Below are 25,819 nucleotides of genomic sequence, written 5' to 3' on the forward strand. Positions count from 1 at the left end.
GGGTTTGGGGCGGGAAGGGGAGCGACCTCGCAATTCAAGCCCCTTTCCCGCCCCAAGATTACGATATCACGAACAAAAATTTAAATGCAATTTTGCAAGTAAAAGCTACTGCGACGACCTAAATTCTAGAATTTTAAATTTATATCGCGAATTTTGCGAGCCGCGAATTTAAAAGCAAAGCTTTAAATTTCAACGTCCAGATCTACGGGTTCGATCTGCAAGCCGCGCAGACCGGCAAGATGCTGTACCGCAGCGTCCGTCTCGGCGTTTTTGGGAAGGACGATGTGAAAGCCGCGATCAAACGCCAAGAAAAAATTCTCCCCGCCCGCAGCGATGCGATTTAGCGAGCGCGCGGTAAATTTCTCGCTTGCACGCGGCTCGCCCTTTGAAAACGAGATCGTCTCGTCGTCCGCGACGAAGCTCATCTCCGTGCTCGAGTTTTGCGCGAGCTTGGCGGCAGAGAGATGCTTTCTTAGCATGCGGCGGTAAAATTTCGGATAAAAAATAAGCCACGCCGCACCCAAAATAACCGACGCCACGCTCGCAATCGGCGCCGTTTTTAAAAGCCCGTCGATGATGATGCCAACGAGCAAAAACTCAAACGGTATGGCGTAGGTACTGACTAGGCGCTGCTTGCGCGCCTTTTTGCTGTAAAGCAGCATAAATTTATTGAGGTTATCCACGTCGCGATTGGTGATACGTACTTTCATATTTTTCCTTTAATTTTTGCGTAATTGTAGCGAAGCCGCCTTAAATTTGCGTCCGTTAACTTCCGTGAGATAAAATCCCGTTTTTAAAGGAGCGCCCGTGAAATCTCTATTAAAAATCAACGGATTTTTGCCGTTTTTGGCGATTATGTTTATCAACGCAAGCGTCGATCTGGGCCATAAGATCACGATCCAAAACGTCCTTGTTAAAAGCGCCGATTCGGGCGCTCTCATCGCCCTTACCTCGCTTGTAAATTTGCTGATTTTGCTGCCTTACGTATTTCTTTTTAGCGCCAGCGGCTATCTCAACGACAAATTCTCGCGCACCCGCATTACGCGGATCTGCGCGAAACTCGGCGTCGCGCTTACCGCGCTCATTACGCTCGGCTATGCGTGCGGGTGGTTTTATTTCGCATTTTTTATGACGATCCTGCTTGCGGCGCAAAGCGCGATCTACTCGCCCGCCAAATACGGTCTGATTAAAAAGATCGTCGGCGCGAAAAATTTAGGCGCGGCAAACGGCCTCGTGCAGGCTCTTACCATCATCGCGATTCTGCTTTCATCTCTTGTTTTTTCGGTAATTTTCGAGCTGTTTGCAGCTCGCAGCAGCGACGCGGGCGAGCTGATGAGCTCGGTTTGGTTCATCGGCGTGCTTTTGGTCGCGGGCTCCGTGCTTGAAACATACTACTCATATAAAATTCCATTCTTCGACGCCGCGCAGCCGCAGGCGGAATTTAACAAAGACGACTATCTTAAGCTTCGCTATCTAAGGCAAAATTTAAATTTTGTGCTAAAAGACAAAAATGTCCTACTCTGCACGCTGGGACTTGCGATGTTTTGGGCGGTCTCGCAGCTCGTGATCGCGACCTTCCCGGCTCACTACAAGAGCCTTAGCGGCAGCGACAACGTAATGGTGATCCAGGTGATCTTAGCTCTTAGCGCGATCGGAATCGCGCTAGGCTCGATCTTTGCGGGCAGCTACTGCAAAAAGCATATCGAGCTCGGTATCGTGCCGTTCGGCGCATTCGGGCTCGCGCTTGCGCTAATGGTGCTAGCCAACGCGCACTCGGTATTTTGGCTCGGCACGGCGTCGTTTTTCTTCGGATTTAGCGGCGGAATTTTCATCGTGCCGCTCAACGCCGTCATTCAGTTTTTCACCGCCGATGAGCGCATGGGGCGGGTACTCGCGGGTTCAAATTTCATCCAAAATATCTTTATGGTGCTGTTTTTGCTCATCGCCATCATCTTGGTGCATTTTGCGGTCGCCAGCGGCGAAATTTTCGTTATGGCGGCGTTGTGCGTACTTATCTGCGGGATCTTCGGCGCGAAATATCTGCCGCAGCTTTTCGTTAGAATTTTACTCATTCCGTTTATGAAATTTGGCTATCAAGTCCACGTAGACGGCATCGAAAACATCCCGCAAAAAGGCGGCGTGCTACTTTTAGGCAACCATATCAGCTGGATCGATTGGGCGGTGGTGCAGCTTGCCTGCCCGCGCGGGGTGCGCTTCGTGATGCATCGCAGCTACTACGATCTGTGGTATTTGAAGTGGTTTTTTAAAATTTTCCGCGTCATTCCGATCGGAGCGGGCGTGAGCAAAAGCGCGATCGAAAGTATCCGCGAGGCGCTGAATGCTGGTGAAGTAGTGGGGCTCTTCCCCGAGGGTCACATCAGTTACAACGGCCGCATAGACGAGTTTCAGGGCGGATTTGAGCTAGCCGCGCACGATACAAACTCCGTAATCGTGCCTTTTTATATAAGAGGGCTTTGGGGATCGACATTCTCGCGCGCCAGCGAGCATTATAAAAGAACGATCTCGCAAAGCGGCAAAAACGCGCTTCGCGTAAGCTTCGGCGCGCCGATTGAGGCAAATTCCAAAGCGCACGAGGTAAAGCGTGCGGTAACGGAGCTATCGTTTTTCAGCTGGGGCAAATATCTCGCAAGCCTAAAGCCGCTTGCCTACAACTGGCTAAATCAAGCCAAAAGATCGCCTTTTAAGCGCGTAGCGGTCGATAGTACGGGAGCAAGTCTCACAAATTTAGCGATGATGAGCGCCGTTTTGATACTTCGCAAAAGGCTAAAGAGCCGCATAAGCAGCGAGGAAAACGTCGGTATCGTTTTGCCTAGCTCGGTCATCGCAAGCGCCGTAAATTTAACGCTTTTTGCGATGGGCAAAACGAGCGTAAATTTAAACTACACGCTAAGCGAAGAAAATTTAATCTACTGCGCGGATAAAGCGAATATCCGCACGATCATCAGCTCGCGAAAATTCGTAGAAAAGCTCAAATCAAAGGGCTTTGAGCTGGAAAGCTCGATCGGCGATCGGCTCGTGTATCTTGAGGATCTAAGCGAGGGCGCCTCTAAAAACGAGCGCATAATCTGCGCGCTAAAATCGCTACTGATGCCTAAAATTTTATTTCGCGCGCTGTATTTTAAGCCGCACGCGATAGATGACGTAGCGACAATTTTATTTAGCAGCGGCAGCGAGGGAAAGCCCAAAGGCGTGGTTTTAACGCACAAAAATATAATGGCGAACGTCCGTCAAATTTCAGAACTCATAAACGCCACCGAGCACGACGCGATTTTAGCGTCGCTGCCGATCTTTCACTGCTTCGGGCTTACCGTAACGACGCTATTTCCGCTAAACGACGGAATTTTAAGCATCCACGTACCCGATCCTACGGACGCCTTTAGCGTCGGCAAGATGAGCGCAAAATACGGCGCTACGATAATGTTCGGTACTTCGACGTTTTTTAGGCTCTACACCAAAAACAAAAGGCTCAATCCTCTAATGCTAGCAAGCATTCGCCTGGCGATTGCGGGCGCGGAGAAGCTAAACGAAAACGTCCGAAAGGAATTTAAGATAAAATTCGGCATCGAAATTTACGAGGGCTACGGCACGACCGAGACTGCACCGGTGGTTAGCGTAAATACGCCGAACGTCCTTGAGCCCGATTTTTTCAAAGAGCTTCACTTCAACCGCGAAAAGAGCGTCGGCTTGCCGCTTGCAGGCACGGTCATAAAGATCACCGATCCCGCCTCGCTGCAACCGCTATCAAACGGGCAGGAGGGTCTTATCTTAATCGGCGGACATCAGGTTATGAAGGAGTACTACGATGAACCGGCAAGAACCGCCGAAGCGATCGCACAAATAAACGACGTGCGCTACTACAAAAGCGGCGACATCGGCTATATCGACGATGACGGGTTTTTATTTATCACCGACCGCCTCTCGCGCTTTGCTAAAATCGGCGGCGAGATGATTAGCCTGGGCGCAGTAGAAAGCGCCGTGGGCGAAATTTTAGGCGAGAGCGCGATCTATTCGTGCGTGAACCTAAAAGACGAGAAAAAGGGCGAAAAGATCGCTCTGCTTTACGTGGGCGAGGCGAGCGAGGATGAAATTTCGCGCCGCCTAAAGGACTCCGCACTGGCGCCGATAATGCAGCCAAGCGTCGTGAAAAAGGTCGAGCAAATCCCGGTGCTCGGCAGCGGCAAGGTAAATCTCAAAGCGGTAAAGGATCTGGCGATAGAGCTAGGGCTGTAAATTTTAAAGCCTTAAAATTTGCGCCCTAGATTTTAAATTTACGTCTCGTCGCGCTATTCGCGTGGGATAGTACAAAGAGGATAAGCCCTCTAAATTTTAAATTTATGCTTTGTCGCGCCGCATAGTTTTGCGGTTTTCGCTCCTAGCAGCGGGCGATCTCGCGGTCGCGGCGGCGGTTTATTTGGGGCGATAGCCGCGTGTGGTCGCGGCGCCAGATTTATGCTAAATTTTGCAGAGGTGGGCTGCTGCTGATCCTACGATTTTTCGCGGTCGCAGCGCCAAATATGCTAAATTTTGCAAACAGACGGCAGCCGCTCGCTGTGGGGATAGACAAAATTCCTGTTTTAAACGGCGTGCGAAATTTCACGGCGGAGCCGCGGAGAGAATTTTAACGGCGTACGCACGGAAAGAAATTTCAATGGCGTACGGCGAGAAATTTTAGCGACATCGCCCCTCGCTTCGCCGCTTATAAAATTTGCAAATTTTATCTCCCGAGCGTTCGCCGATGAGGTTTATAAACCGTGACTCAAACTCCCAGCTTCGTCCTTCCGTCATAACGGCGGCTTAAATTTTATCTACTCGCGCTATGTGCGCCTCAAAGTCGGCGCGCATTTACGCTAGCGCAAAGTATCGCGCACCTAAATTTGAAAGATAAATTTCATTCGCGCAGGTATAAAATTTGAAAATTTCAAAGCCGTTTAAATTTAACCGAAGTCGGCAGAGCTTAAATTTTAAAAAGGTCTAAGCTTTAAGGATTTTAAAAAAGATGAAAGAGCCGCGAAGCGCACGCTTCGCAGCAAATTTAAAGGAGGACTATTTAAAAGATGGAGCGATTTGCGCTACCCACGCCTCGATGCGGCTCTCGGTAAGGTCGCTTTGATTGTCATTGTCTAGCGCAAGACCTACGAATTTGCCGTTCACTACGGCCTTGCTCTCGTCAAATTCATATCCGTCGGTAGGCACTGCGCCTACGATATTTGCACCCGCTTTTTTGAAGTTATCGTATAGCTCGCGCATTGCGTTGCAGTAGGCGTCGCTGTAGCTTGAGCTATCGCCCATACCAAAAATCGCGACGGTCTTGCCCGCGACATCAAGGGCTGAGAAATCAAAGCCCGCCCAGTCGTCCTGCAACTCTCCGTCGTTCCATGTGGAGCTGCCGATGATGAGCGCAGTGTATTTATTTAGATCTGCAGGCGCGATGTCCGCAACATTTTTTAGCTCGTTTTCTATGCCTAGCTTTTCGGAGATCAGCTTCGCGGCGTCCTCGGTATTGCCCATCGAGCTTCCAAAAATAATTCCAACCATTTGGTATCCTTTTAATAAATTTTGTCGGTAAGCTTGTATGGTACTAATTTCATAATGAAATTTCCCTTAAAGCATTCGCTTTTTATCTCGACATGGCGGCTAAAATTTTCATTTTTTGGATAGACAAGATACACGGCGTCGAGGTTTGCTCCGCGGCAAAGCTCTAGCGCTTTTTTTATATCATTATCATAAATGGCTGGATTTTGAGGTAAAATTTTTTTAAAGCTCGTAACCACGCCTAGGCTAAAACTGCTCTTGCGAACTACGATGAGCTCGCCCGATTTGCCCACAAGCTGCAGCTGTGCGCCTGCATTTCGCAGCGCGATCTTTGAAAACACAAAATCGCTAAACGCCTCGCAGGCATTTAGCAGCACGCCGCTACGCAGACTCACGATTGCGCGAGTTAGCTTATAAGCAGGCTTAGCGGCAAATACGGGCAGCGGCATGCCGCGCAGATAAGAAAAGATTATCACATTATCCGCTGCGCAAAATTTTACGGCGGGCTTGAAACGGTAAATTTTATGAGCACCGCGCCCAAGCTCGGAAGCGATGAAATTTAAAAACGCAGCGCGAAACTGCGAAGCGCTTTTTAAATTTGCGGGTGGAATTCTATAATCCGCATTAACGTTAAAATTATATAGAGCTAGCATCGCCCGCGCTCGCGAAGCCGCATCATAACCCTGTAGCGCCTCTGGTGCAATCTCGCGTCCATTCGCATCAAAGCCAAAAATTTCGCCGTCAAAGAATTTTTTATTAAAAGCTTCGGTATTTAAAATTTCATCATCAATAAGCTCATTATCGCGCCGCAGATCCGCTTTTTGGCGTTTTTCGCGCGCCGCGATATCTCGTTTTGGCGCGGCAATATCTCGTAACAAAGCTGATTTCTCGTCCGAACGCTTAGTGCAGAAAAAAATCTTTTGCGCGGAGCTAGTGTCGTAAAAGGCCCTTGCTGTAAAATTCCTATTTGCGCCGCCTTTTTGCGCGCTCTTTGCAGCGCACGGCTTAGAGGCATTACGACTAAGTGCGTACGATTTACCACTTGAAAACTTTTTAAATTTGCCGTTAAATTTCTTGCTTTCGGTGTGTGCAAGGCAAGTAGCGTTAAATTTGCTAGAATTTAAAAAATCCTTGGAATTTAGCTCGCCTGTTTCATCGTCGTAAGCATTTGATTGCGACGCAGTGCGCGATTTTTTAACCGCTTGGCTGGGCTTGCCGGCATTATTTAAATTCCTTGGAATTTTAATCATCTTCGCAAGGCTTGCAACCGAATTCTTGATTTAAATTGAAAACCTTACAGTATTCGCAAAATACGCAGCTAACGCTTCTTTTAGCGCATACAAGCGGAATTTTGCGCTTTTTTACTTCGCCTTTGATCTTTTTCATCGTGTTGTGGTTTAAAAAGCTCGTAAGCATAACGACACACTCGGTATCTTGCGGGATCGGCTTACGATTTACGCGATTTTCGTTTCGTGCATCCCAGTGCTCGATGTTACTCGCGCCAAGGTCTTTTAAAACCGCCTTAATGGGCGTAATTTCATCTGCTCCTATAACTAAAACGTTCATTTCATCCCCTTTTATGATTGATAGTTGTTATTATAACAGAGAAAGATTAAATTTAACTGATAATGTATATAAAAATTTGAAATTATAAGCCGGAATTTTACCGGCTCATATTTGATATTTACTCGCTTAAAGCTAGACTTACTGCCGCATCGATGTGGATCTGCGTAGTATCAAATAGCCACGCGGCGGTATCTGCTTGCGATACGAGCAGCCCGATCTCCGTACAGCCCAGTATCACGCCCTGCGCGCCGCGAGCTCTAAGTCCTTCTATAATCCGTAAAAATTTCTCTTTGGAGTGCGGTAAGATTTTACCAAAGCAAAGCTCATCAAAAATTACTTCGTTTACCGCTTCCATTTCGTCCGCGTTCGGTACGAGCACCTCTACGCCACCATCTATCAAGCGCTGTTTGTAAAAATCCTGCGTCATCGTGTAGATCGTGCCGAGCAGCCCTACTTTTTGCACGCCACGTTTTCGCAACTCATTTAGCGTAGCGTCCGCGATATGCACGAAAGGCACGGAGATAGCGGCATTTATCGCCTCGTAGCACTTATGCATCGTGTTAGTGCAAAGAAAAATATAATCCGCTCCGCCGCTTTGCAAAACCCGCGCGTGACGAGCTAAAATTTCGCCCGCCCTGCCCCACTCATTATCTCTTTGGCACCGCTCGATCTCGTCGAAATTTAAGCTACTTAGCAGGATTTCGCCGCTACTTAGCCCACCTAGACGCTCGTTAATTTTGCGATTGATCCCATCATAATAGGTAATCGTAGATTCGTAGCTCATGCCGCCGATTAGTCCGATTTTTTTCATGGATTTCTCTTTTAAAATTTATACGGAATTTTATGCAGTCCCGCGAAATTTAATAAAATTCCGGATTGCAAAATTTGCAGAGCCGGAATTTCAACAAATAGCCGCAACGCTTAAGCATTCTCGCTCGCGACGCCCGCAGAGATAACCTCATCGCCGAAATCGGCATTCGCAAGCCGCTTGAGCTGGCGGTAACGTCTCATCGCATCAGCTTTGTTTGCCTCATAAAGCTTGCCCGCGTGCTCAGGATCGATCTTTTTAAGCGCGTTGTAGCGCACCTCGTTTAGCAAAAATTCCTCATAAAGGCTCCAATCCGGCTCTTTGGATGAAATTTTAAGCGGATTTTTGCCCTCCGCCGCAAGCCGCGGATCGAAGGTGTAGGTCGGCCAATAGCCGCATTTGCTCGCAAGCTCGGCTTGATCGCCGGAGCTGCCCATGCCGCCTTTGATACCGTGCGCGATACACGGCGAATACGCGATGATGAGACTAGGTCCTGGGTAAGCCTCCGCCGCCATGATCGCTTTTAGCGTCGCAGCTTGGTTTGCGTTGGAATTTACCTGCGCGACGAAGATGTTGCCGTAGGTCATCGCGATCTGGCCGAGGTCTTTTTTCTGAACGCGCTTGCCACCTGCAGTAAACTGCGCGATCGAGCCGCGGCGGCTAGCTTTGGAGCTCTGTCCGCCCGTGTTTGAATAAACCTCCGTATCCAGCACCAGCACGTTTACGTCCTCGCCGGTAGCTAGCACGTGATCGAGCCCGCCGTAGCCGATGTCGTAAGCCCAGCCGTCGCCGCCGATGATCCACTGCGATTTTTTGTTTAGATACTGCTTCAGCTCTAAAATTTCACGAACTCCGGGCGCGTCCAAATTTTGTTCTAGTAGCGGCACCAGCCTATCTCTAATCTGAGCGGATTTTAGCGTATCGTTTCTGTTTTCGATCCAGTCGTGATAAAGCGCCTTTAGCGCGTTTGGCACGCTTGAGAGCGAGCCGAGCATCAGATCCTCGATCTTATGGCGCAGCGTCTCGCTTGCGATCTTCATTCCCAGCCCGAACTCGGCGTTGTCCTCAAAAAGCGAGTTCGCCCACGCGACGCCGCGGCCGTTCTCGTCCTTGCGGTACGGCATCGAAGGCGCTGATCCGCCGTAGATCGAGCTACAGCCCGTGGCGTTGGCTACGATCATATGATCGCCGAAAAGTCGCGTGATCAGCGTGATATACGGCGTCTCACCGCAGCCTGGGCATGCGCCATGAAATTCAAAATACGGGCGGGCAAAGCCCATGCCCTTGACGCTTGATCTGTCCATCAAATCATCTTTGTATCTTACGTGCTCGAATAAAAAGTCTGCGCTTTCTTGCTCGCCCTTTGCGAGTTCTTCTTCAAGCGGCACCATGACGAGCGATTTTTCCTTGCTCGGGCAGTTTTCGGCGCAGAGCGCGCAGCCCGTGCAATCTAGCGGGCTTACTTGGATCTTGTATTTTAGCCCCTTTAGCTCCTTGCCCTTAGCTTCTAGCAGGTGCTCTTTTAAATTTAAAGGCGCGGCGGCCTCGTCCTTTTCATCTAGCAAAAACGCTCTGATTACTGCATGCGGGCAGACGAAGGCGCACTGGTTGCACTGGATGCAGTTTTGCTCGATCCATTTAGGTACCGTGATGCCCACGCCGCGTTTTTCAAATCGCGTCGTGCCCGCGTCAAACCCGCCGTCCTCGTGCCCTAAAAACGCCGACACCGGCAAGCTATCACCGCGCGCTGCGTTCATCGGCTTTACGATCTTTTCTATAAAATCGTCGCCTCTGTATTTATCGTCCGCGCCCGCTGGGTCGTCCTTTAAATTTGCCCACGCGGGATCGATCGCTACCTGCACTAAGGCGTCCGCGCCCCTATCGATCGCGTCGCAGTTCATCGCCACGACCGCTTCGCCCTTTTTAGCGTAAGTTTTCTTGGCGTATTCCTTCATATAGCTCTGCGCCTGCTCGAACGGGATGATGCCGCTGAGCTTGAAAAACGCCGATTGCATGATCGTATTAGTGCGGCCTCCGAGCCCTATATCGCGTGCTAGCTTGGTGGCGTTTAGGATATAAAATTTTACCCGCCTGGCAGCTAGAATTTTTTTGACCTTATTCGGAAGCTTTGCCGCCGTCTGCTCGGCATCCCAGATGGAATTTAAAAGAAAGGTCCCTCCTTCGCGGATGCCCCCGATGACGTCGTAGATGTCCAGATACGCAGCGACCGAGCAGGCGACGAAATGCGGATTTGAGACGAGATAGGTCGAGCGGATTGGTCTTTTGCCGAAGCGCAGGTGCGAGCGCGTGTAGCCGCCCGATTTTTTGCTATCGTAGGCGAAATACGCCTGCGCATAAAGATCTGTTTTATCACCGATGATTTTTACGGAATTTTTATTCGCACCCACGGTGCCGTCTGCGCCCAGGCCGTAAAATAAGCACTCGGTCTCATCCTCGTAGCCGAGCGAAATTTTATCTCCCACGGGTAGGGATAGATGAGTCACGTCGTCGTCGATGCCGATCGTAAAGCCGTTTCTAGGCTCGTCCGCCTTTAAATTTTCATACACGGCGATTAGCTGCGCTGGATCAACGTCTTTAGAGCTTAGCCCATACCTGCCGCCCACGATGAGCGGAGCGTCCTCGCGTCCGTAAAACGCGGCTTTTATGTCCAGATACAGCGGCTCGCCGAGGCTGCCCGGCTCCTTCGTGCGATCGAGTACGGCGATTTTACGCACGCTTTTAGGCATCGCAGCGAAGAGATATTTGAGGCTAAAAGGCCTGTAGAGATGCACTTTTAGCACGCCCACTTTCTCGCCCTTCGCGTTTAGATGATCGACCACTTCTTCGAGCGCTTGATTGACCGAGCCCATCGCGACGATCACGCGCTGCGGCTCGCTAGCGCCGTAATAGACGAAAGGCGCGTACGACCGCCCCGTGATCTTTGAAATTTCGCTCATATATTCCGCGACGATGTCCGGAAGCGCGTCGTAAAATTTATTAACTAGCTCGCGCGTCTGAAAATACACGTCGTCGTTTTGCGCCGTGCCGCGAGTTTTAGGATGCTCGGAGTTTAGCGCACCCTCTCTAAATTTACGCACGGCCTCGCGATCGAGCAAGCGATCAAACTCGGCATAGTCCATCACCTCGATCTTTTGAATTTCATGGCTCGTGCGAAATCCGTCGAAAAAGTGCAAAAACGGCACTCGCCCCTTAATAGCCGCAAGATGCGCGATGCCGCCTAGATCCATCACCTCCTGCACGCTGTCGCTTGCGAGCATCGCAAAGCCGCTTTGGCGACAGGCATAGACGTCTTGGTGATCGCCGAAAATGGAGAGCGCTTGCGCCGCAAGCGCACGCGCCGCGACGTGAATGACGCCCGGAAGCATCTGGCCCGCGATCTTGTACATATTTGGGATTTTTAGCAAAAGCCCCTGCGATGCGGTGTACGTCGTCGTAAGCGCGCCCGCTTGTAAGGATCCGTGCACGGTACCCGCCGCGCCGCCTTCGCTTTGCATCTCGACTACTTTAACGGGCATGCCGAAGAGGTTCTTTTTGCCCTGCGACGCCCAAATATCGGTGTAATCCGCCATAGGCGAGCTAGGCGTGATCGGATAGATGCCCGCGACCTCGGTGAAGGCGTATGAGACGTAAGCCGCCGCCTCGTTTCCGTCCATAGTTTTCATAACTTTTGCCATTTTTCGTTCCTTTGGAATTATCAAATTTCACTAATTTTACATATTTATTGCTTAAAAATTTAAATGCTTCGCAAACCGAATAAAATTCTAAAGCTTTATCACAGCAGGCGGGCTACAAGCGCGATCTGCTGGCAGTTTTAGACGAGCATTGCGGACGATTTGAGACGGGCTCTTTCGCCGCTTTGAAAATAAAATTTTGCGCACTTTAAGCGCAGATCGCGAGCAATGGGTAGAGATTAAATGCAAATTTAGCCGTCTGACTCGAAATTCCAACCTAAATATCAAATGACGGGAATGCGCGAAAATTAAGAAATTTAAAAATGCACGTACCACAAAATGGGGCAAGTCTCATATCGTTAACAAGACCGGGGTGATAAAATTTAGCCACTACAAAATCTCAACCGCTATACGCATCCAAACTCGACGTAGCGAAATTTTGTTTATGACTTGCTATATCGCGGTACATAAAATTTCAGCGCATTCTGCTAAATATAAGAAATTTTATTGCCACCTGCCGAGCGCAGCGCAAATTTCATTTTAAATTTTCATTGATTGATCGCTATGTGAATTTTGCCCCATGCAACTTTGCGTTTTGAGCGCAAATTCTATTTCCGCAAGCTGCGAGGAGGATAAATTTAGCTATAATCCTCCGCTTAGAATTTAGCGCGGCACGTATATACGGCACGGAATTTAAAATTTTAAAATTCCAAGCAGAACTCGAAAAGCTGAAAACCGCTAAATGCGCTAAATTTAAATTCTAAATTTAAAAGCTGGAAAGAGAAAGCCGATGAACGTCCATAAAATCGCTTACACGAGAGTTATCGCGCTGGCGTTTGCCGCCTTTATTTTTAACACGACGGAATTTATCCCCGTGGCTCTGCTAAGCGACATCGCGGCGGATTTTAGCATGGACGTTACAAGTACGGGGCTAATCATCACGATCTATGCGTGGGCGGTGAGTATCCTTTCGCTGCCGCTGATGCTGCTTACATCGAGGCTCGAGCGCAAGAGGCTGCTTTTGCGGCTTTTCGTACTATTTACGCTAAGCCACGTCTTGGCGGCGGTAGCGTGGAATTTTGCCGTTTTGGTAATCGCGCGACTCGGTATCGCGATTTCGCACGCGATCTTTTGGTCGATCACCTCATCGCTCGTCGTGCGCCTAGCGCCGATAAACAAAGACTCTCAGGCCATCGGCATGCTGGCTTTGGGCACCTCGCTAGCCATGGTTTTGGGACTTCCTTTGGGGCGCGTGGTCGGCGAGCTTTTCGGCTGGAGAATTACGTTTTTTGCGATCGGCGCGCTTGCGGCGGCGGAGGCGCTGTTTCTTTGGAAAATTTTACCGTTTTTGCCAAGCCGCCGCGCGGGCTCTCTTGCGAGCTTGCCGATGCTAGCAAGACGCCCTATGCTGCTTTCTTTGTATCTGCTGACGCTTTTGATCGTAGGCGCGCATTTTACGACCTACAGCTACGTCGAGCCCTTCGTGGCGAAATTTAACCCTGCAGGCGATCACTTCGTAACCTACGTCCTGCTTGCGTTCGGTGCTTCTGGTATCGCTGCGAGCGTGCTTTTTTCGAAGCTTTACCGCTCATTTCCGAACGCATTTTTGATCTGCTCGATTTTATTTATATTGGCATCGGTGCTGACGCTAAAAGTTTTTGCCGCAAATAACGTAGCGCTGCTGCTCGCGGCTTTCGTCTGGGGAGTGGGGATTTTCGGCTTCGGACTCTGCTTGCAGATTAGGGTTTTGGCGCTAGCTCCCGACGCTACCGACGTCGCGATATCGATCTATTCGGCGATCTATAACGTAGGCATCGGCGGAGGAGCACTTTTGGGGCATCAGATCGCAACGAGATTCGGGCTTGAATACATAGGCGAGGCGGGCGCGATACTGGGCGCACTGGGACTTGTAAGCTACCTCTACGCAAGCGTGAAATTCGCAGCGAAAAAATAGCGCGTAGGTTAAATTTATGAAAGAGCTTCGGAGAGATTAGTACGCTTTTATATGGTGCTTTAAAACAGCGGCTTTGCGGGATAAATTTTTAAAATTTATCCACGCGATTAGCTAAATTTTGCAGATAAAATTTAATCTCGCGCCTAGCCCCGCCGGCTGTTTTATTAATCGATTACGCCCGCGCCATCCGTCCAAAGCACTTTAAATTTGCCCCCTCGTTATAGCGCTAAATTTTAAAATTTAGCGGCAAGGCACAAAAATTTAAGTCGCAGAATTTAAAGCGCAAGCCGCCAAATTTTAACTACTTTATAAACCCGACCTGTGGTAAAATTTCAGCCAGCGCCGCGTCCTTTTTCTCGTTAAATTTGACCTTGTTCTGCTCGAAAAGATTATTTCCGTGCGCGTCGATCGAGACGATGAGCGGGCCAAACTCCTTTACGCGGCACTTCCACAGCGTCTCGGGCATCCCAAGCTCCGTCCAGTCGGCACTCTCGATCTGCTCGACCTGCGTCGCAGCCACCACCGCGCAGCCCGCCGGAAATACGCAGTGTATCGCGCCAAACTCCTTGCAGCCGCTCATCGTGCCCTCGCCCATGCCGCCTTTGCCTACGATCAGGCGCACGCCCGTTTTGGCGATAAATTCTCGCTCAAATTTCTCCATCCGCATGCTCGTAGTCGGCCCCACCGAGACCATCTCAAAGCTTTGTTCGCCCGTTTTTCTGATGATCGGCCCCGCATGCAGGATCGCGCCGCCTCTGATATCAAGCGGCAGCTCGCGACCCTCCTGCACGACGCGTCTGTGCGGCACGTCGCGGCAGGTGACGATGTGTCCGCTGAGGTAGATCACGTCGCCGATCTTGATATCCGCCAGATCCTCGGCGCCGATCGGCGTGGTTAAAATTTTCTTACTCATAGCGCGAACTCCTTGTGCGTTTTTACGGCAAAGCTTAGCTGCTCGTCCCAGACGATGTGGCCTTTGCGGTGCGACCAGCAGCCTACGTTTACGGCGACGGCGATGACGCTTGGGTGGCGGGCGCAGTTTTCGATATGCATGCCCATGACCGAGCTTGCGCCGCTCATGCCTTGCGGGCCCAGGCCGATTTTATTTATGCCCTCTTCGAGCAGCTTTTCGGTTAGCGCGGCGCGGTCGTTTGGATTATGCGAGCCAAGAGGCCTCATCAGCGCTTTTTTAGATAGCAAGGACGCCACGTCGATCGAGGTGCCCACGCCTACGTCCACTAGCAGCGGCGGACAGGCGTTTATGCCGTAGCTCGTCATTATATCCATGACGAATTTCACGACCCCTTCGTAGCCCATGCCGGGCATCAGCACGGTCGCCTTGCCGGGCAGGCTACAGCCGCCGCCCGCCATATAGGTGTGGATCTCGCACTCGCCGCTATCCGGCACGATCTCCCAAAATACGCTAGGCGTGCCCTTGCCGATGTTTTTGCCGGTGTTGTACTCATCAAAGGTCTCGACGCTGTTGTGGCGCAGCGGAGCCTCGCACGTCGCTCGCAGCACGGCCTCTCGCAGCAGCTCCTCAAGCTCGCCTATGAGCGGGAATTTGCGCCGCAGCGTACGAAAAACTGGATCACGCCCGTATCCTGGCAGGACGGACGGTCTAGTTTCTTTGCAAGGCGCTGGTTTTCAAACATCGTTTTGTAGATTTCTCTCGCCAGCGGCTGCGTTTCGCGCTCGGCGAGCTCGCTCAGCTTCGCCGTCACGTCGTCGGGCAGCACCTTACCCGTGTAGCCGACGAATTTCGCCATGACCTCGGTCATCTTTTGCACGGCTTTTTCTTTATCCATCGCTTCTCCTTTGCTAAATTTTACTTTCAAATTTTTCATAAATGCCCGCCAGGACGCAGCCCGCAGCGTAGCAGAGCAGGTCGGCAAAATCAAACGTCCCGCCGATCATTATCTTTAAAATTTTATTTTCTATGCCTAAAATTTGCACCGCGCCAAAATACTGCGCTAGCTCCAAAGCCGCCGCAAACGCGAAAATTTTAAGCGGCAAATTTAAAGGCGGCACGCTAAAAATAGTCCGAGCCAAAGCGTAAAGCAAGATGACGGCCAAAACGTCGCCCGCGTAGTGGCGCACGAAGCCGCCTTTTACGCAGATCGCGATGTAAATTTCGATCGCTAAAATCACGCCAGCCGCGGCTAAAAACGCTAGCCTAGTTCGCGTGCTTTGCCTCATTTGCGGCTTTTGCGCGAGCTTTGCGGCACTTTTTTGCTCTCTTAAATTTTCCTCTCGCAACGCTTTCCTTTTAAATTTGGCTTTTAATTTGACCAGCGCGGCGAACGTAAATTTATAGATGATTTATCAGACTTGCGTTATATGCTGCGCCGAATCCGTTATCGATATTTACGACGCTAACGCCGTTTGCGCAGCTGTTTAGCATCGCTAGCAGCGCCGCCAGCCCGCCGAAACTCGCGCCGTATCCCACGCTGGTGGGCACCGCGATCACCGGCACGCTCACGAGGCCTGCGAGCACGCTAGCTAGCGCGCCCTCCATGCCGGCTACTGCGATCACGACCTTTGCGCCGCGTATCTGCTCTAAATTTGCGATCAGCCTGTGTAGGCCCGCCACACCCGCGTCGCTAAATTTGCGCACGTCGTTGCCTAGAAATCTCGCCGTCTCGTACGCCTCCTCCACGACCGCGCCGTCTGCGGTGCCTGCAGATAATATCGCGATGTAGCTTTGCGTGAGCGCGGGCTCTTTAAATTTGACGCTGATGATGCGGCCGCGAGCGTTAAACTCCGCCTGCGAAAACGTCTCGCGCAGCCGCTTGAAAACCCGCTCGTTCGTGCGCGTGATTAGGATATTTTGCCCTCTCGCGCCGATCGCACCAGCGATGCGTAAAATTTCATCATCCGTCTTGCCCTCGCCGTAGATCACCTCGCCCGCGCCGTTTCGCAGGGCGCGCTGAGTGTCGATCTTGGCGCAGCCCACGTCTTCGTAGGGGTAGTTTTTCAGGTATTTTAGCGCCTCCTGCTCGCTCACGCGGCCGCTTTTTATCCCAGCAAAAAGCTCTAAAATTTCATCCTCTCTCATGCAAAACATCCTCTCTAAGCCCCTTTAGATCGAGCGTCACCTCAGCAGCGCCAAGCGCTACGAGCTGCCTAACGATGCTCTTAAATTTAGCGTCGTTTAGGAAGCTTTGCATGCTAGAAAAGGGCATTTGCAGCTTTATATTTTTTTGGTCGCACCGCGCGCGGACATTTGCGTAGCCGCTTGCGATGAGTAGATTTTCCGCCGCTTCGATCAAATTTAGCTCGCCCTGATCGATCTCGCGTCCGTGAGGCAGGCGCGTTAGCAAGCACGCGTAGCTCGGTTTTTCGGCGGTGGGTAAATTTAACTCGCGCGATAGCTCGCGGATTTCTGATTTGGTTAAATTTATCAGCGGCGAGAGCACGCCCAGCTCATCTTTTGCTTTGAGCCCCGGGCGGTATTCGCCCAGATCGTCTCGGTTCGTGCCGTCTGCGATGCGGCTAAAACCAAGCTCACGGGCGCGCTCGATTAGGCGCGAAAACACCGCCTTTTTACACAGATAGCAGCGGTTTTCTGGGTTGTCTTTGATCTCCTCCGCGACGCCAAGCTCTAAAATTTCGTGCCTGATGCCGTAAGCGCGGGCAAATTCCACGGCTTCGGCGATCTCGCGCGAGGACATGTAGGGCGATCTTATCGTTATGCCGATCGCTCGCGCACCCAGCGCGTCGTGCGCCGCACGCAGCAGCAGCGAGCTGTCCGCTCCGCCGCTAAATGCGACCGCAAGTTCGCCCAGCCAGCGCAGATCAGCCTTTAGTTTTTCTAGTTTCGTCATAGATTTTCAGCGCCTCATTTCGCACCCACTCTATCGTCGTGCCGTACGCGAGCGCCGCGGCCTTGCAGTCCTCAAATTCGGGCTTTGCTTTTTGCGTTTGGCTGCTGCCTGAAATTTTGAGCCCTATCTCGCCGAATTTCGTCTGTACCCGCACAAACTCGCGCTTTAGCTCGGTTTTAGCAACCTCTATCTCGCGGACGCCGATCGCCGTCGTGTGCGTAAATATCAGATCCTTTAAATTTTGCGCGTCCTGCTCGCGGCACAGCGCGTTTAGCTCAAAGCCCGCGCGCCCCTTTTTCATAAAAATAGAGCGGCTAAATACGTCTAGCGCGCCGTTTTTGCGTAAAATTTCGCAGGCAAAGGCGAAGCTCTCGGCATCCATATCGTCGATGTTGGTGGAGATTAAAATTTGTTTGCAAACCTCGCCATAGCCTGAGCGTGCGCCTAAATTTCGCTCGCCCCCTTCGCCGCCTAGCTCCTCATCGGTTTCGCAAAGCATCACTCGAAGCATGTTTGCAAAGTCTGCGGCATCTTTATCGCCCGCGCCGTAGCCGATCTTTTCGATCCTAAAGCTCGCGCCGTCCGCAAACTCGTCCGCGCAGGCCCTTAAAATCGCCGCTCCCGTGGGCGTAGTCATCTCGAAATTTGCGCGTCCTAGGTTTACGGGCACGCCTTTTAAAATTTCGCAAACGGCGGGCGCAGGCACGCTAAGCGCGCCGTGATCGCAGATCGCTACGCCGCCGCCAAGCTCGATTTTAGAGCTTACGACGCGCGAGACGCCGAGCTTTTCAAAAAGATACTCGAGGCAGATCGCCGCGCCAGCGACGTCGGCGATGCTATCGATCGCGCCGATTTCGTGAAAATGCACCCGATCTACCTCTGTGCCGTGGACTTTGGCCTCGGCCTGCGCAATCGTGCGAAATATCGCACCCGCTCTTTGTTTGCAGCTCTGGCTTAAATTTGAACTCTCTAAAATTTGTCTGATATCCGCGTAGCTTCTGGCGTGGGGCTGCGATTTTAGCGGCATGACGTCGATTTTGGTCGCGGCGATGCCGTTTTTTAGCACGTTTTTGCGCTCCAGACGAAATTCACCGGCTAAATTTAACTTCACTAGCTCGGCGCAAAGATAGTCAAAATCCACTCCGAGCCCCACCAGCGCTCCTAAATTCATATCGCCGCTGATACCAGCGCTCGCGTCGTAATATAAAATTTTAGCCAAACTTACGCCTTAGGTACCGTCATCGAGCCAAACGGCAGGATGATGATTTTAGCGTCCGCGCCCTTTTGCGCTAGCGCGTCGTCCACGGCCTTTTGCAGATTGTGATACGGTTTTAGATGCACGGCTCGCATCTCATCGTCGCTAAGATCCGACACCGCCCAGGTCTGCGCCCAGAGCGAGATTTCGGCCATTTTAGCGGCCTTATGATAGCCGAGCTTAAAGCCTGCGCTGATCTTTTCTAGCACCTTTTTAGGCGTATCCGCGGAGGCCATCAGATCAAAAAACGGCTTTGGTCCGATGCCAGTGCGGCACTTTGCGACCATTATTAAAATTCCCCCTTCAGCAAGCGCCAGTTTGCCGTTATCTAGGGCTTTTTGCGCCTGATAGAGATCGACGTCCATCGGATAGGGCGCGACCGAGATCACGATATCGGCCTTGCGCGGGATATTTACGCAAAACACCTCATCGGCTTTTCTTACGCAGTCGTAAAAGCTATCGTTGAGGTCGCCCGCGCTTGCGTAATACACGCCGTGCTCGCTATCAAGCACCGTCTGGATCGAAAAAACGTCGATGTGCGCAAGAACTTTCATCGCGTCTATCATATCCTCGTGCACGGGGTTGCCCTCTAGGCGCAGAGCTTGCGCGTCGGCGCTAAGAGCTAGTTTATGGTTTTGCGTGATGCTCTCATAAGACGCCGTGCCCGGCAAAAAAGCCTTTCTGCCGCCCGTATAACCCGCGAAATAGTGCGGCTCGACCGAGCCTATGACGATCACCTTTTTAGCCTCTGCTACGACTTTATTTAGATACATCTGCGTGCCGTTTTTGCTCTCGCCTAAAAATACCATCTCGTCGTGCTTCGAGTCGTGATCGTGCACCTCGCCTTTGGCGTTAAGCTCCGCATAAATTTCTTTGCCGAAGATCATCTCGTATTCTTCCTGCGTGCCTTCTCTGTGGCAGCCGGTGGCGATGATGAAAATTTTATTTTTCTCGCGGATTTTCGGGTAAATTTGCTTTAAAACTTTTGCCGTAGGCGTCGGTCTCGTGCCGTCGTTTACGATGATGACGATCTTTTCGTCGCCTGCTATGAACTCATCGAAGCTTTTTTGATTTATCGGATTTGCGAGAGCCTTTGCGATGAGCGCCGTTTCGTCAAATTTAGCCACGGGGTTTGGATCGAAAACGCCGAGCAAATTTTTCTCGTTTATCTCTAAGCTTAGATGATCGTCTTTGCCGTATGCGATAGGGATTTGCATATCTGTCTCCTGTGTGGAATTTGGCGGGATTATAACGTAAATTTTATTTAAAACGATTTAGCTTTGCGCGGGTTATGAACGGAATTTAGAAAGCTTTAGAATTTAAAAATTTAGAGCATTTAAAATTTCAAAATTTTATAAAATTTTATAAAGCCACTGGGATTTGAAATTTAAAGCTCGCGAGTGTTGAACTCGCGAGCATATAGCTATTATAAATAGCCGTAAATATGAGCGAAGATAAAACCCATCGCGCATGAAGTAAGAACGCCTATTAGCCCAGGGAAAATGAAGCTGTGGTTAATGACGAATCTGCCGATGTGCGTAGTGCCGGAGCGGTCGAACTGGATCGCCGCAAGATCGCTCGGATAGGTAGGTAGGATATAGTATCCGTAGCAAGCAGGTGCAAACGCAATAATAAGACCCGGATCGATACCGATGCTAACCGCTAGCGGTACGAAAGTAGCAACAGCTGCCGCTTGAGAGTTAAGGAATTTACTAATCAAAAGCGAAACGATGACATATGTCCACGGATACGCCATAACGACCTTACCTAGCGACGCTTTAAGCATTTCGATATGAGCAGTAAACATAGTCTCTGCCATCCATGAAATTCCATAAATGGCTACGAGCGCGATCATACCGCTATGAAAAATTTCGTTTTTAGCGATATTACCCGCTTTGATACCCGAGACAATCATCATAATGGATGCTGCAAGAAGCATGAAAATTTGAATGGTTAAGACCATATTTAAATTTGTGGTCTTTTTCATAGTATCTTTTACGACTATGCTTGCGTTTGCGATGCTCTCGCTCTTATCACCTATCGTAATTACTACATTTCCGTCTTGAGCGACGATGCTTTGAGTAAGCTTTTTATCTTTGTCGTAAATTTCGACGCTATTAAATTTCGTCGCATCTTTGGCTTTGGACTCTTTGATGTTTGAGACGACCTTACCGCCGTCCACCATGGAGATAACCTGACCATCTTTGATCGTGATATTTTTGACCGTTTTTTTATCGACGATGATCTCTACGGATTTGCCCGGAACATTTTTAGTCCACGCAGGGCGCAAGCTTTTTTCGTAACCTAAAACCGCAACTAGCGCAATAGTGGCTAAGAATATCCACATGCAAACCCACTTAATCCTAGGAAGCTTTTGACCTAACAAGGTCGTGCTTTCGCCGTAGATATATTTTTTCTGCTCTGGGTCCTTGATCTTTTCTTGAAATTCCGGATCTTTATCTAGATCTTTACCTCTAAAAATCGACCACGTTCCGATCGCAAGCATACCGATGAAAGTAGAAGGGATAGTGAGTTTTAGCAGATCCAAATACGTACTAAAGCCCTCGATATGCACGCCTTGACCTAGCAAGATCGCGACCATCGAAACGCCGGCAACCGAAACAGGGCTAGCGATGATAGCAAGCTGCGAGGAGATTGTAGAAGCAGCCATCGGGCGCTCAGGGCGAATTCCATTTTTAATAGCTACGTCATAGATGATCGGAAGCAGCGTATAGACGGTGTGTCCGGTTCCGCATAAGATTGTAAGCGTCCACGCAACAGTTGGAGCGATGATACAAACCATCTTTGGATGCTTACGAAGCAATTTCTCCGCTATTTGAAGCATTACATCAAGCCCTCCCGTAGCCTGTAGTGTTGCACTTGCTACGACAACTGCGAGGATAGTTAAAATAACGTCCACTGCCGGCTTACCCGGCTCTAATCTAAATCCAAACACTAAGATCACTAAGCCTATACCGCCTAGAATTCCCAGCGCCATACCGCCTTTTTTAGCACCATAAAACAAACAGCCCAAGACTATAATGAGCTGCAAAAAGAATTGAGTGCTTTCAGACAAACTTGTCAGAAACTCCATAGTTTCTCCTTCAGTAAAATTTAAAACAAACTTTGGCGATTATACTAACTTTTTATTTAAACAAAATTAAAGGAGCGTTACGAATTGTAAAAATCTGCCAAAATAAAAATTTACTGAAATTATAATTTTAAAGCAGAATTTATAGCGAAATGTGAAAAATAAAATTTCACTTAGAGCTGTTTTTATATCATAGAATTTCGCAACTTTTAAGAAAACTTAGAATTCCATTATAGCTCAAGCTTTAAACCGATTTTTAAGCCTTGGGATAGTATCATTTCGCAAAGAGCGGATTAAGATGAATTTTAAAAAATTTTGTATTGCCTTTTTGATTTGTTTATCGCAGATGGCAGCAGCAGGTAGCTTTGATCTAAACTCCACGCTGCGTCTGGGCGCATTCGACGCAAGCTCGCACCGACTGCTTTTATGCGGTAGTGGCGGCGAGCTTAGGATGTTTGATACTGCTAAATGGGACGTGGAGTTCGCGCAAAAATACAGCGATAACGAAATTACGGCTCTAAATTTCAAAAACGGCAAAATTTATCTAGCTTGTGGCGGAGCCGAAATCGCGGTGCTAAACGATAGACTAAAATTTTTACGCACGCTTAAGACGGGGCGTAGCGGCACAGCCCAAATAGATGCGATCTATGCCGCAAAAGACGTGATTTACGCGGTAGTGGATAAGAATCAACTAATAAGATTAGACGAGGACCCTGATAACAGCGCGGACGGCGGCTACGCCCCAGATGAGAATTCCACCGCGAACGGGCAATCTTTAAATAGAAATTCCATCCCCGATGGGCTGCGCGGAATTTCGTTTCATTACGGCAGGATCAATGCCGTTAGCCTAGGCGCTAACGGACTTTGCGTCGCAAGCTGGAACGGCGTAGCCTGTTTTAGCGCAGATCTTGTCGCGACTAAATTTAGCGGCATCGATACAGCGCCTAATCGCGCCGCGCAGGGAGAGCTTGGTAGCGTGAAATTTAAAGATGCGGAATTTAATAATGCGAAAAGCGCGCAAGCCTCCGAGCCAAATAAAACGAAAGCTAGCGGTGCAAAGAGCGCGAAATTTCAAAGCTTAGAATTCAAAGGCGCAAAATTTCAAGACGAGGGGCTTAAAACTCAAAGCGAAATTTCAGCCGAAGCTGGCGATAAAAATTTAAGCGGCTCTATCACTACTGCGCTTGCAGACTGCGATGGGACGCTATTTACAGGCGATATAGAGGGGGATTTTATAAATTTAAAAAGCGGCGAGCGCAAAAGCGTGGGCTCTTGGATCAAATCCATCGTGTGCGCCCGCGGTACGCAGTTTATCGCTACTAAAGATAAAATTTACGAAAATCAAAAAGCAGGATTAAAGGAGGTTGTGGATTTAAAAAGCGAATTTTTAGCGATGTACGCAGACGGGGATACGATCCTCGTAGTCAGCAAATCAGGTAAAATTTTAAAATTCTAAGAAAGGATTAGTATGTTAAAAAGTTTCAAACCCGTGCTTTTGGGCTCGGTTTTGTTCGCCGCAAGCGCCCTGTGTGCCGCAGATAGTGACCTAGAGCGCGTGATGAAAGAACGAAATTTAAGCGAAAAAGACGTTTTGGCGGCGGCTAAGACCTATCAGCCGACCGGTAGGAAGGACGATTATATGGTCTTCTCCTCCGGCGGTCAAAGCGGACAGGTGATCGTTTACGGCGTGCCGTCGATGAGGATCTACAAATATATCGGCGTATTTACCCCGGAGCCTTGGCAGGGATACGGCTTTGACGAGGAGAGCAAGGCGGTCTTAAGATCGGGCTCCATTAACGGCAAAGAGATCAACTGGGGCGATACTCACCACCCAAATTTCAGCGAAAAAAACGGCGAGTATGTGGGCGATTATCTCTTTATTAACGATAAGGCAAACCCAAGAATCGCGGTTATAAATTTATCCGATTTCGAAACCACTCAAATAGTCGTAAATCCCGTAATCAAAAGCGATCACGGCGGCTCTTTCGTAACGCCTAATACCGAATACGTCATCGAAACCAGCCAATACGCAGCCCCTTTTGATAACGACTGGCACCCGATCGAGGAGTATCAAGCAGTCTATCGAGGTGCGGTAACGCTATGGAAATTTGACTACGATAAAGGTAAAATCGACGTAAATAAATCCTTTTCTCTAGAGCTTCCTCCATATATGCAAGATCTAAGTGACGCAGGTAAGGGCGAGAGCTTCGGCTGGGCGTTTACCAACAGCTTCAACTCCGAAATGTACACAGGCGGCATCGAAAAGGGTCTGCCTCCGATGGAAGCTGGCATGAGCCGCAACGATACCGACTACTTGCACGTTTACAACTGGCAAATTCTAGAAAAACTTGCTCAAGATAGCAAAAACTATAAGGTCGTAAACGGACACAGAATCGTTACGATAGACGCTGCTGTAAAAGCGGGAGCGCTATTTTTGATCCCTGAAGCTAAATCCCCTCATGGCGTCGATGTTAGCCCCGATGGTCGCTATATCATTATCGGCGGTAAACTAGATACTCACGCTAGCGTTTATGATTTCAAAAAGATCAAAGAGCTAATTGATAAAAAAGAATATGCAGGCAAGGATCCATACGGAATTCCGATCCTAGATATGCAAAAGACGCTTCACGGACAAGCAGAGCTTGGTCTTGGACCTTTGCATAACACCTTCGATTCGCAAGACGGCGTAATCTATACATCGCTTTACGTTGATAGCCAGATCGTAAAATGGAATTACAAAACGCTAAAGGTTTTAGATAGGATCAACGTCCACTACAATATCGGTCACCTTGATTCTATGGAGGGCAAATCCTCAAAGCCTGTCGGCAAATACGTAATCGCGCTAGATAAGCTTTCGATCGATAGATTTAATCCTATCGGACCACTTCATCCGCAAAATCACCAGCTGATCGACATTACAGGACCTAAAATGGAGATGCTTTATGATCTTCCTATCGGTCTTGGCGAGCCACACGACGTAGTTTCTATCGCAGCCAGTAAGCTTCATACGAAACCTACCTATACTATGGGAACGAACTCTCGCACCGGTAAGCAGCACCCTGCTATGACGCTAGCAGGTCAGGAGCGCATCGAGCGCGACGGCAAAAACGTAAAAGTCTATGCTACAGCGATCCGCAGCCATATCAATCCTGAGCACATCGAGGTTAATAAGGACGATAACGTAACGATCTATATGACAAATTTAGAGCGTGCTGAGGACGAAACTCACGGCTTTACAGTTGATGATTACGATCTGCATATGTCGCTTGAGCCGGGTAAGACTGCGAGCGTAAATTTCATCGCAGATAAAGAGGGCGTATTTCCTTTCTACTGCACAGAATTCTGCTCTGCGCTACACCTTGAGATGTTTGGATATCTATATGTAAAAGATCCGAATAAAAAATACACTTCAGCTAAAGCGTCTATGCTAAAAGCTCTTAGCCCAGAAGCTCTAAAAGCCGAATACGACAAGGTAGTAGCTACAAATAAAGCCACCGATGATGTTATTCAATCAGTCGTTAAATTCTTAAAAGAGAAAAACTACGAGAAATATCCTAAGGTCAAGGCTTTAGTCGATGACGCGCTGGATCAATACGGCAAAATTCCTGAAACCAAAGCCAAGGCAGACGCCGCGGTAAAAGCAGGCGATATGAATGGCGCGATACTTTGGGAAGGTCAAGTTTGGCAGTATCTAGTAAAAACCGCAGATGTTGGACTTCGCGCTAAAAATAACCTGATCCGCGAGCTCTCCACTCCTATGAGCGAGGCTGCGTCTAACGGCGAGAAGGCTTACCTACGCGGAGGCTGCAACGGCTGCCACGTCATCGGTCAAGTAAGCTCCGGTCCTGATCTAACAGGCGTCCTACTTCGCCACGAAAACGGCGAGAAGTGGGTAGCTGATTTTATCAAAGACCCTGCTAAATTCTACGAAGACGACTACGTTAAGGCAATGATAAATTACTTCAACCTTCGCATGCCAAATCAGCATATGAAAGACGAAGAGATCAAAGATATCATCGAATACCTAAAATGGGTCGATGAGAACGCGGGTCTTAACTAGCCCTACTCTCCCC

At 49.5% G+C, this 25,819-nt stretch carries 17 protein-coding genes and 1 pseudogene; 4 read left to right on the top strand and 14 right to left on the bottom strand.

Annotated features, from left to right (window positions below):
• Window positions 1–182 precede the first annotated feature (182 nt).
• Complete coding sequence (locus Q0537_RS09630) at window positions 183–710, bottom strand: hypothetical protein (protein WP_299227605.1); 528 nt, start codon at window positions 708–710, stop codon at window positions 183–185.
• Window positions 711–807: 97 nt separating this feature from the next.
• Between Q0537_RS09630 and Q0537_RS09635 the strand changes: the two genes are divergently transcribed.
• Window positions 808–4,251 (top strand): acyl-[ACP]--phospholipid O-acyltransferase, encoded by a 3,444-nt coding sequence (locus tag Q0537_RS09635; protein ID WP_299227608.1) that lies wholly within the window; start codon window positions 808–810, stop codon window positions 4,249–4,251.
• Between the two features lie 813 nt (window positions 4,252–5,064).
• Here Q0537_RS09635 and fldA read toward each other — a convergent pair.
• From fldA to nifJ, 5 genes are all read right to left on the bottom strand, one after another.
• Entirely contained in the window at window positions 5,065–5,556 is a 492-nt protein-coding gene (gene fldA / locus Q0537_RS09640; RefSeq protein WP_299227611.1) for a flavodoxin FldA, read from the bottom strand.
• Between the two features lie 11 nt (window positions 5,557–5,567).
• Window positions 5,568–6,803: a hypothetical protein gene (locus tag Q0537_RS09645; RefSeq protein WP_299227614.1), complete on the bottom strand. Its 1,236-nt coding sequence runs from the start codon at window positions 6,801–6,803 to the stop codon at window positions 5,568–5,570.
• The gene (locus tag Q0537_RS09650; RefSeq protein WP_297945424.1) at window positions 6,796–7,119 is read right to left on the bottom strand and encodes a DUF2325 domain-containing protein; all 324 of its coding nucleotides are present in this window, start codon (window positions 7,117–7,119) and stop codon (window positions 6,796–6,798) included. Before Q0537_RS09650 ends, Q0537_RS09645 begins: the two co-directional genes overlap by 8 nt.
• A gap of 118 nt (window positions 7,120–7,237) precedes the next feature.
• Window positions 7,238–7,930 carry an aspartate/glutamate racemase family protein gene (locus Q0537_RS09655; protein WP_299227617.1) on the bottom strand — a complete coding sequence of 231 codons (693 nt, stop codon included), beginning with the start codon at window positions 7,928–7,930 and terminating at the stop codon, window positions 7,238–7,240.
• 110 nt (window positions 7,931–8,040) lie between these two features.
• Window positions 8,041–11,622 (bottom strand): pyruvate:ferredoxin (flavodoxin) oxidoreductase, encoded by a 3,582-nt coding sequence (gene nifJ / locus Q0537_RS09660; RefSeq protein ID WP_299227620.1) that lies wholly within the window; start codon window positions 11,620–11,622, stop codon window positions 8,041–8,043.
• A gap of 787 nt (window positions 11,623–12,409) precedes the next feature.
• Here nifJ and Q0537_RS09665 point away from each other — a divergent pair.
• Window positions 12,410–13,573, top strand: coding sequence for a sugar transporter (locus Q0537_RS09665; RefSeq protein WP_299227623.1), 1,164 nt, complete (start codon window positions 12,410–12,412; stop codon window positions 13,571–13,573).
• Between the two features lie 301 nt (window positions 13,574–13,874).
• On the opposite strand, the gene ttdB is transcribed toward Q0537_RS09665, so the two are convergent.
• The 8 genes and pseudogenes from ttdB to Q0537_RS09710 form a co-directional block, all read right to left on the bottom strand.
• Window positions 13,875–14,486 carry a L(+)-tartrate dehydratase subunit beta gene (gene ttdB / locus Q0537_RS09670; protein ID WP_299227626.1) on the bottom strand — a complete coding sequence of 204 codons (612 nt, stop codon included), beginning with the start codon at window positions 14,484–14,486 and terminating at the stop codon, window positions 13,875–13,877.
• Window positions 14,483–15,381, bottom strand: a pseudogene (ttdA, locus tag Q0537_RS09675) (L(+)-tartrate dehydratase subunit alpha). Before ttdA ends, ttdB begins: the two are co-directional and overlap by 4 nt.
• A 13-nt stretch (window positions 15,382–15,394) precedes the next feature.
• A complete protein-coding gene (locus tag Q0537_RS09685; protein ID WP_299227632.1) occupies window positions 15,395–15,832 on the bottom strand; it encodes a DUF2809 domain-containing protein in 438 nt (145 codons plus the stop codon).
• A 52-nt stretch (window positions 15,833–15,884) separates the two neighbouring features.
• Window positions 15,885–16,631: a nickel pincer cofactor biosynthesis protein LarB gene (larB, locus tag Q0537_RS09690; protein WP_299227703.1), complete on the bottom strand. Its 747-nt coding sequence runs from the start codon at window positions 16,629–16,631 to the stop codon at window positions 15,885–15,887.
• Window positions 16,618–17,400: an ATP-dependent sacrificial sulfur transferase LarE gene (larE, locus tag Q0537_RS09695; RefSeq protein ID WP_299227635.1), complete on the bottom strand. Its 783-nt coding sequence runs from the start codon at window positions 17,398–17,400 to the stop codon at window positions 16,618–16,620. The genes larB and larE overlap by 14 nt, the downstream gene beginning before the upstream one ends.
• Window positions 17,372–18,619: a nickel pincer cofactor biosynthesis protein LarC gene (gene larC, locus Q0537_RS09700; RefSeq protein WP_299227637.1), complete on the bottom strand. Its 1,248-nt coding sequence runs from the start codon at window positions 18,617–18,619 to the stop codon at window positions 17,372–17,374. Before larC ends, larE begins: the two co-directional genes overlap by 29 nt.
• A 2-nt stretch (window positions 18,620–18,621) precedes the next feature.
• Window positions 18,622–19,872 carry a nickel-dependent lactate racemase gene (gene larA, locus Q0537_RS09705; RefSeq protein ID WP_299227640.1) on the bottom strand — a complete coding sequence of 417 codons (1,251 nt, stop codon included), beginning with the start codon at window positions 19,870–19,872 and terminating at the stop codon, window positions 18,622–18,624.
• 209 nt (window positions 19,873–20,081) lie between these two features.
• The gene (locus Q0537_RS09710) at window positions 20,082–21,749 is read right to left on the bottom strand and encodes an anaerobic C4-dicarboxylate transporter (RefSeq protein WP_299227643.1); all 1,668 of its coding nucleotides are present in this window, start codon (window positions 21,747–21,749) and stop codon (window positions 20,082–20,084) included.
• A 295-nt stretch (window positions 21,750–22,044) separates the two neighbouring features.
• On the opposite strand from Q0537_RS09710, the gene Q0537_RS09715 reads away from it, so the two are divergent.
• Together Q0537_RS09715 and nosZ are read left to right on the top strand one after the other, a co-directional pair.
• On the top strand, window positions 22,045–23,202 hold the full coding sequence (locus Q0537_RS09715) for a hypothetical protein (RefSeq protein WP_299227646.1): 1,158 nt from the start codon (window positions 22,045–22,047) through the stop codon (window positions 23,200–23,202).
• A 12-nt stretch (window positions 23,203–23,214) separates the two neighbouring features.
• Window positions 23,215–25,806 carry a Sec-dependent nitrous-oxide reductase gene (gene nosZ, locus Q0537_RS09720; RefSeq protein ID WP_005870833.1) on the top strand — a complete coding sequence of 864 codons (2,592 nt, stop codon included), beginning with the start codon at window positions 23,215–23,217 and terminating at the stop codon, window positions 25,804–25,806.
• The last annotated feature ends 13 nt before the right edge of the window (window positions 25,807–25,819 follow it).

This window comes from uncultured Campylobacter sp., assembly GCF_938017775.1.
Lineage (GTDB): Bacteria > Campylobacterota > Campylobacteria > Campylobacterales > Campylobacteraceae > Campylobacter_B.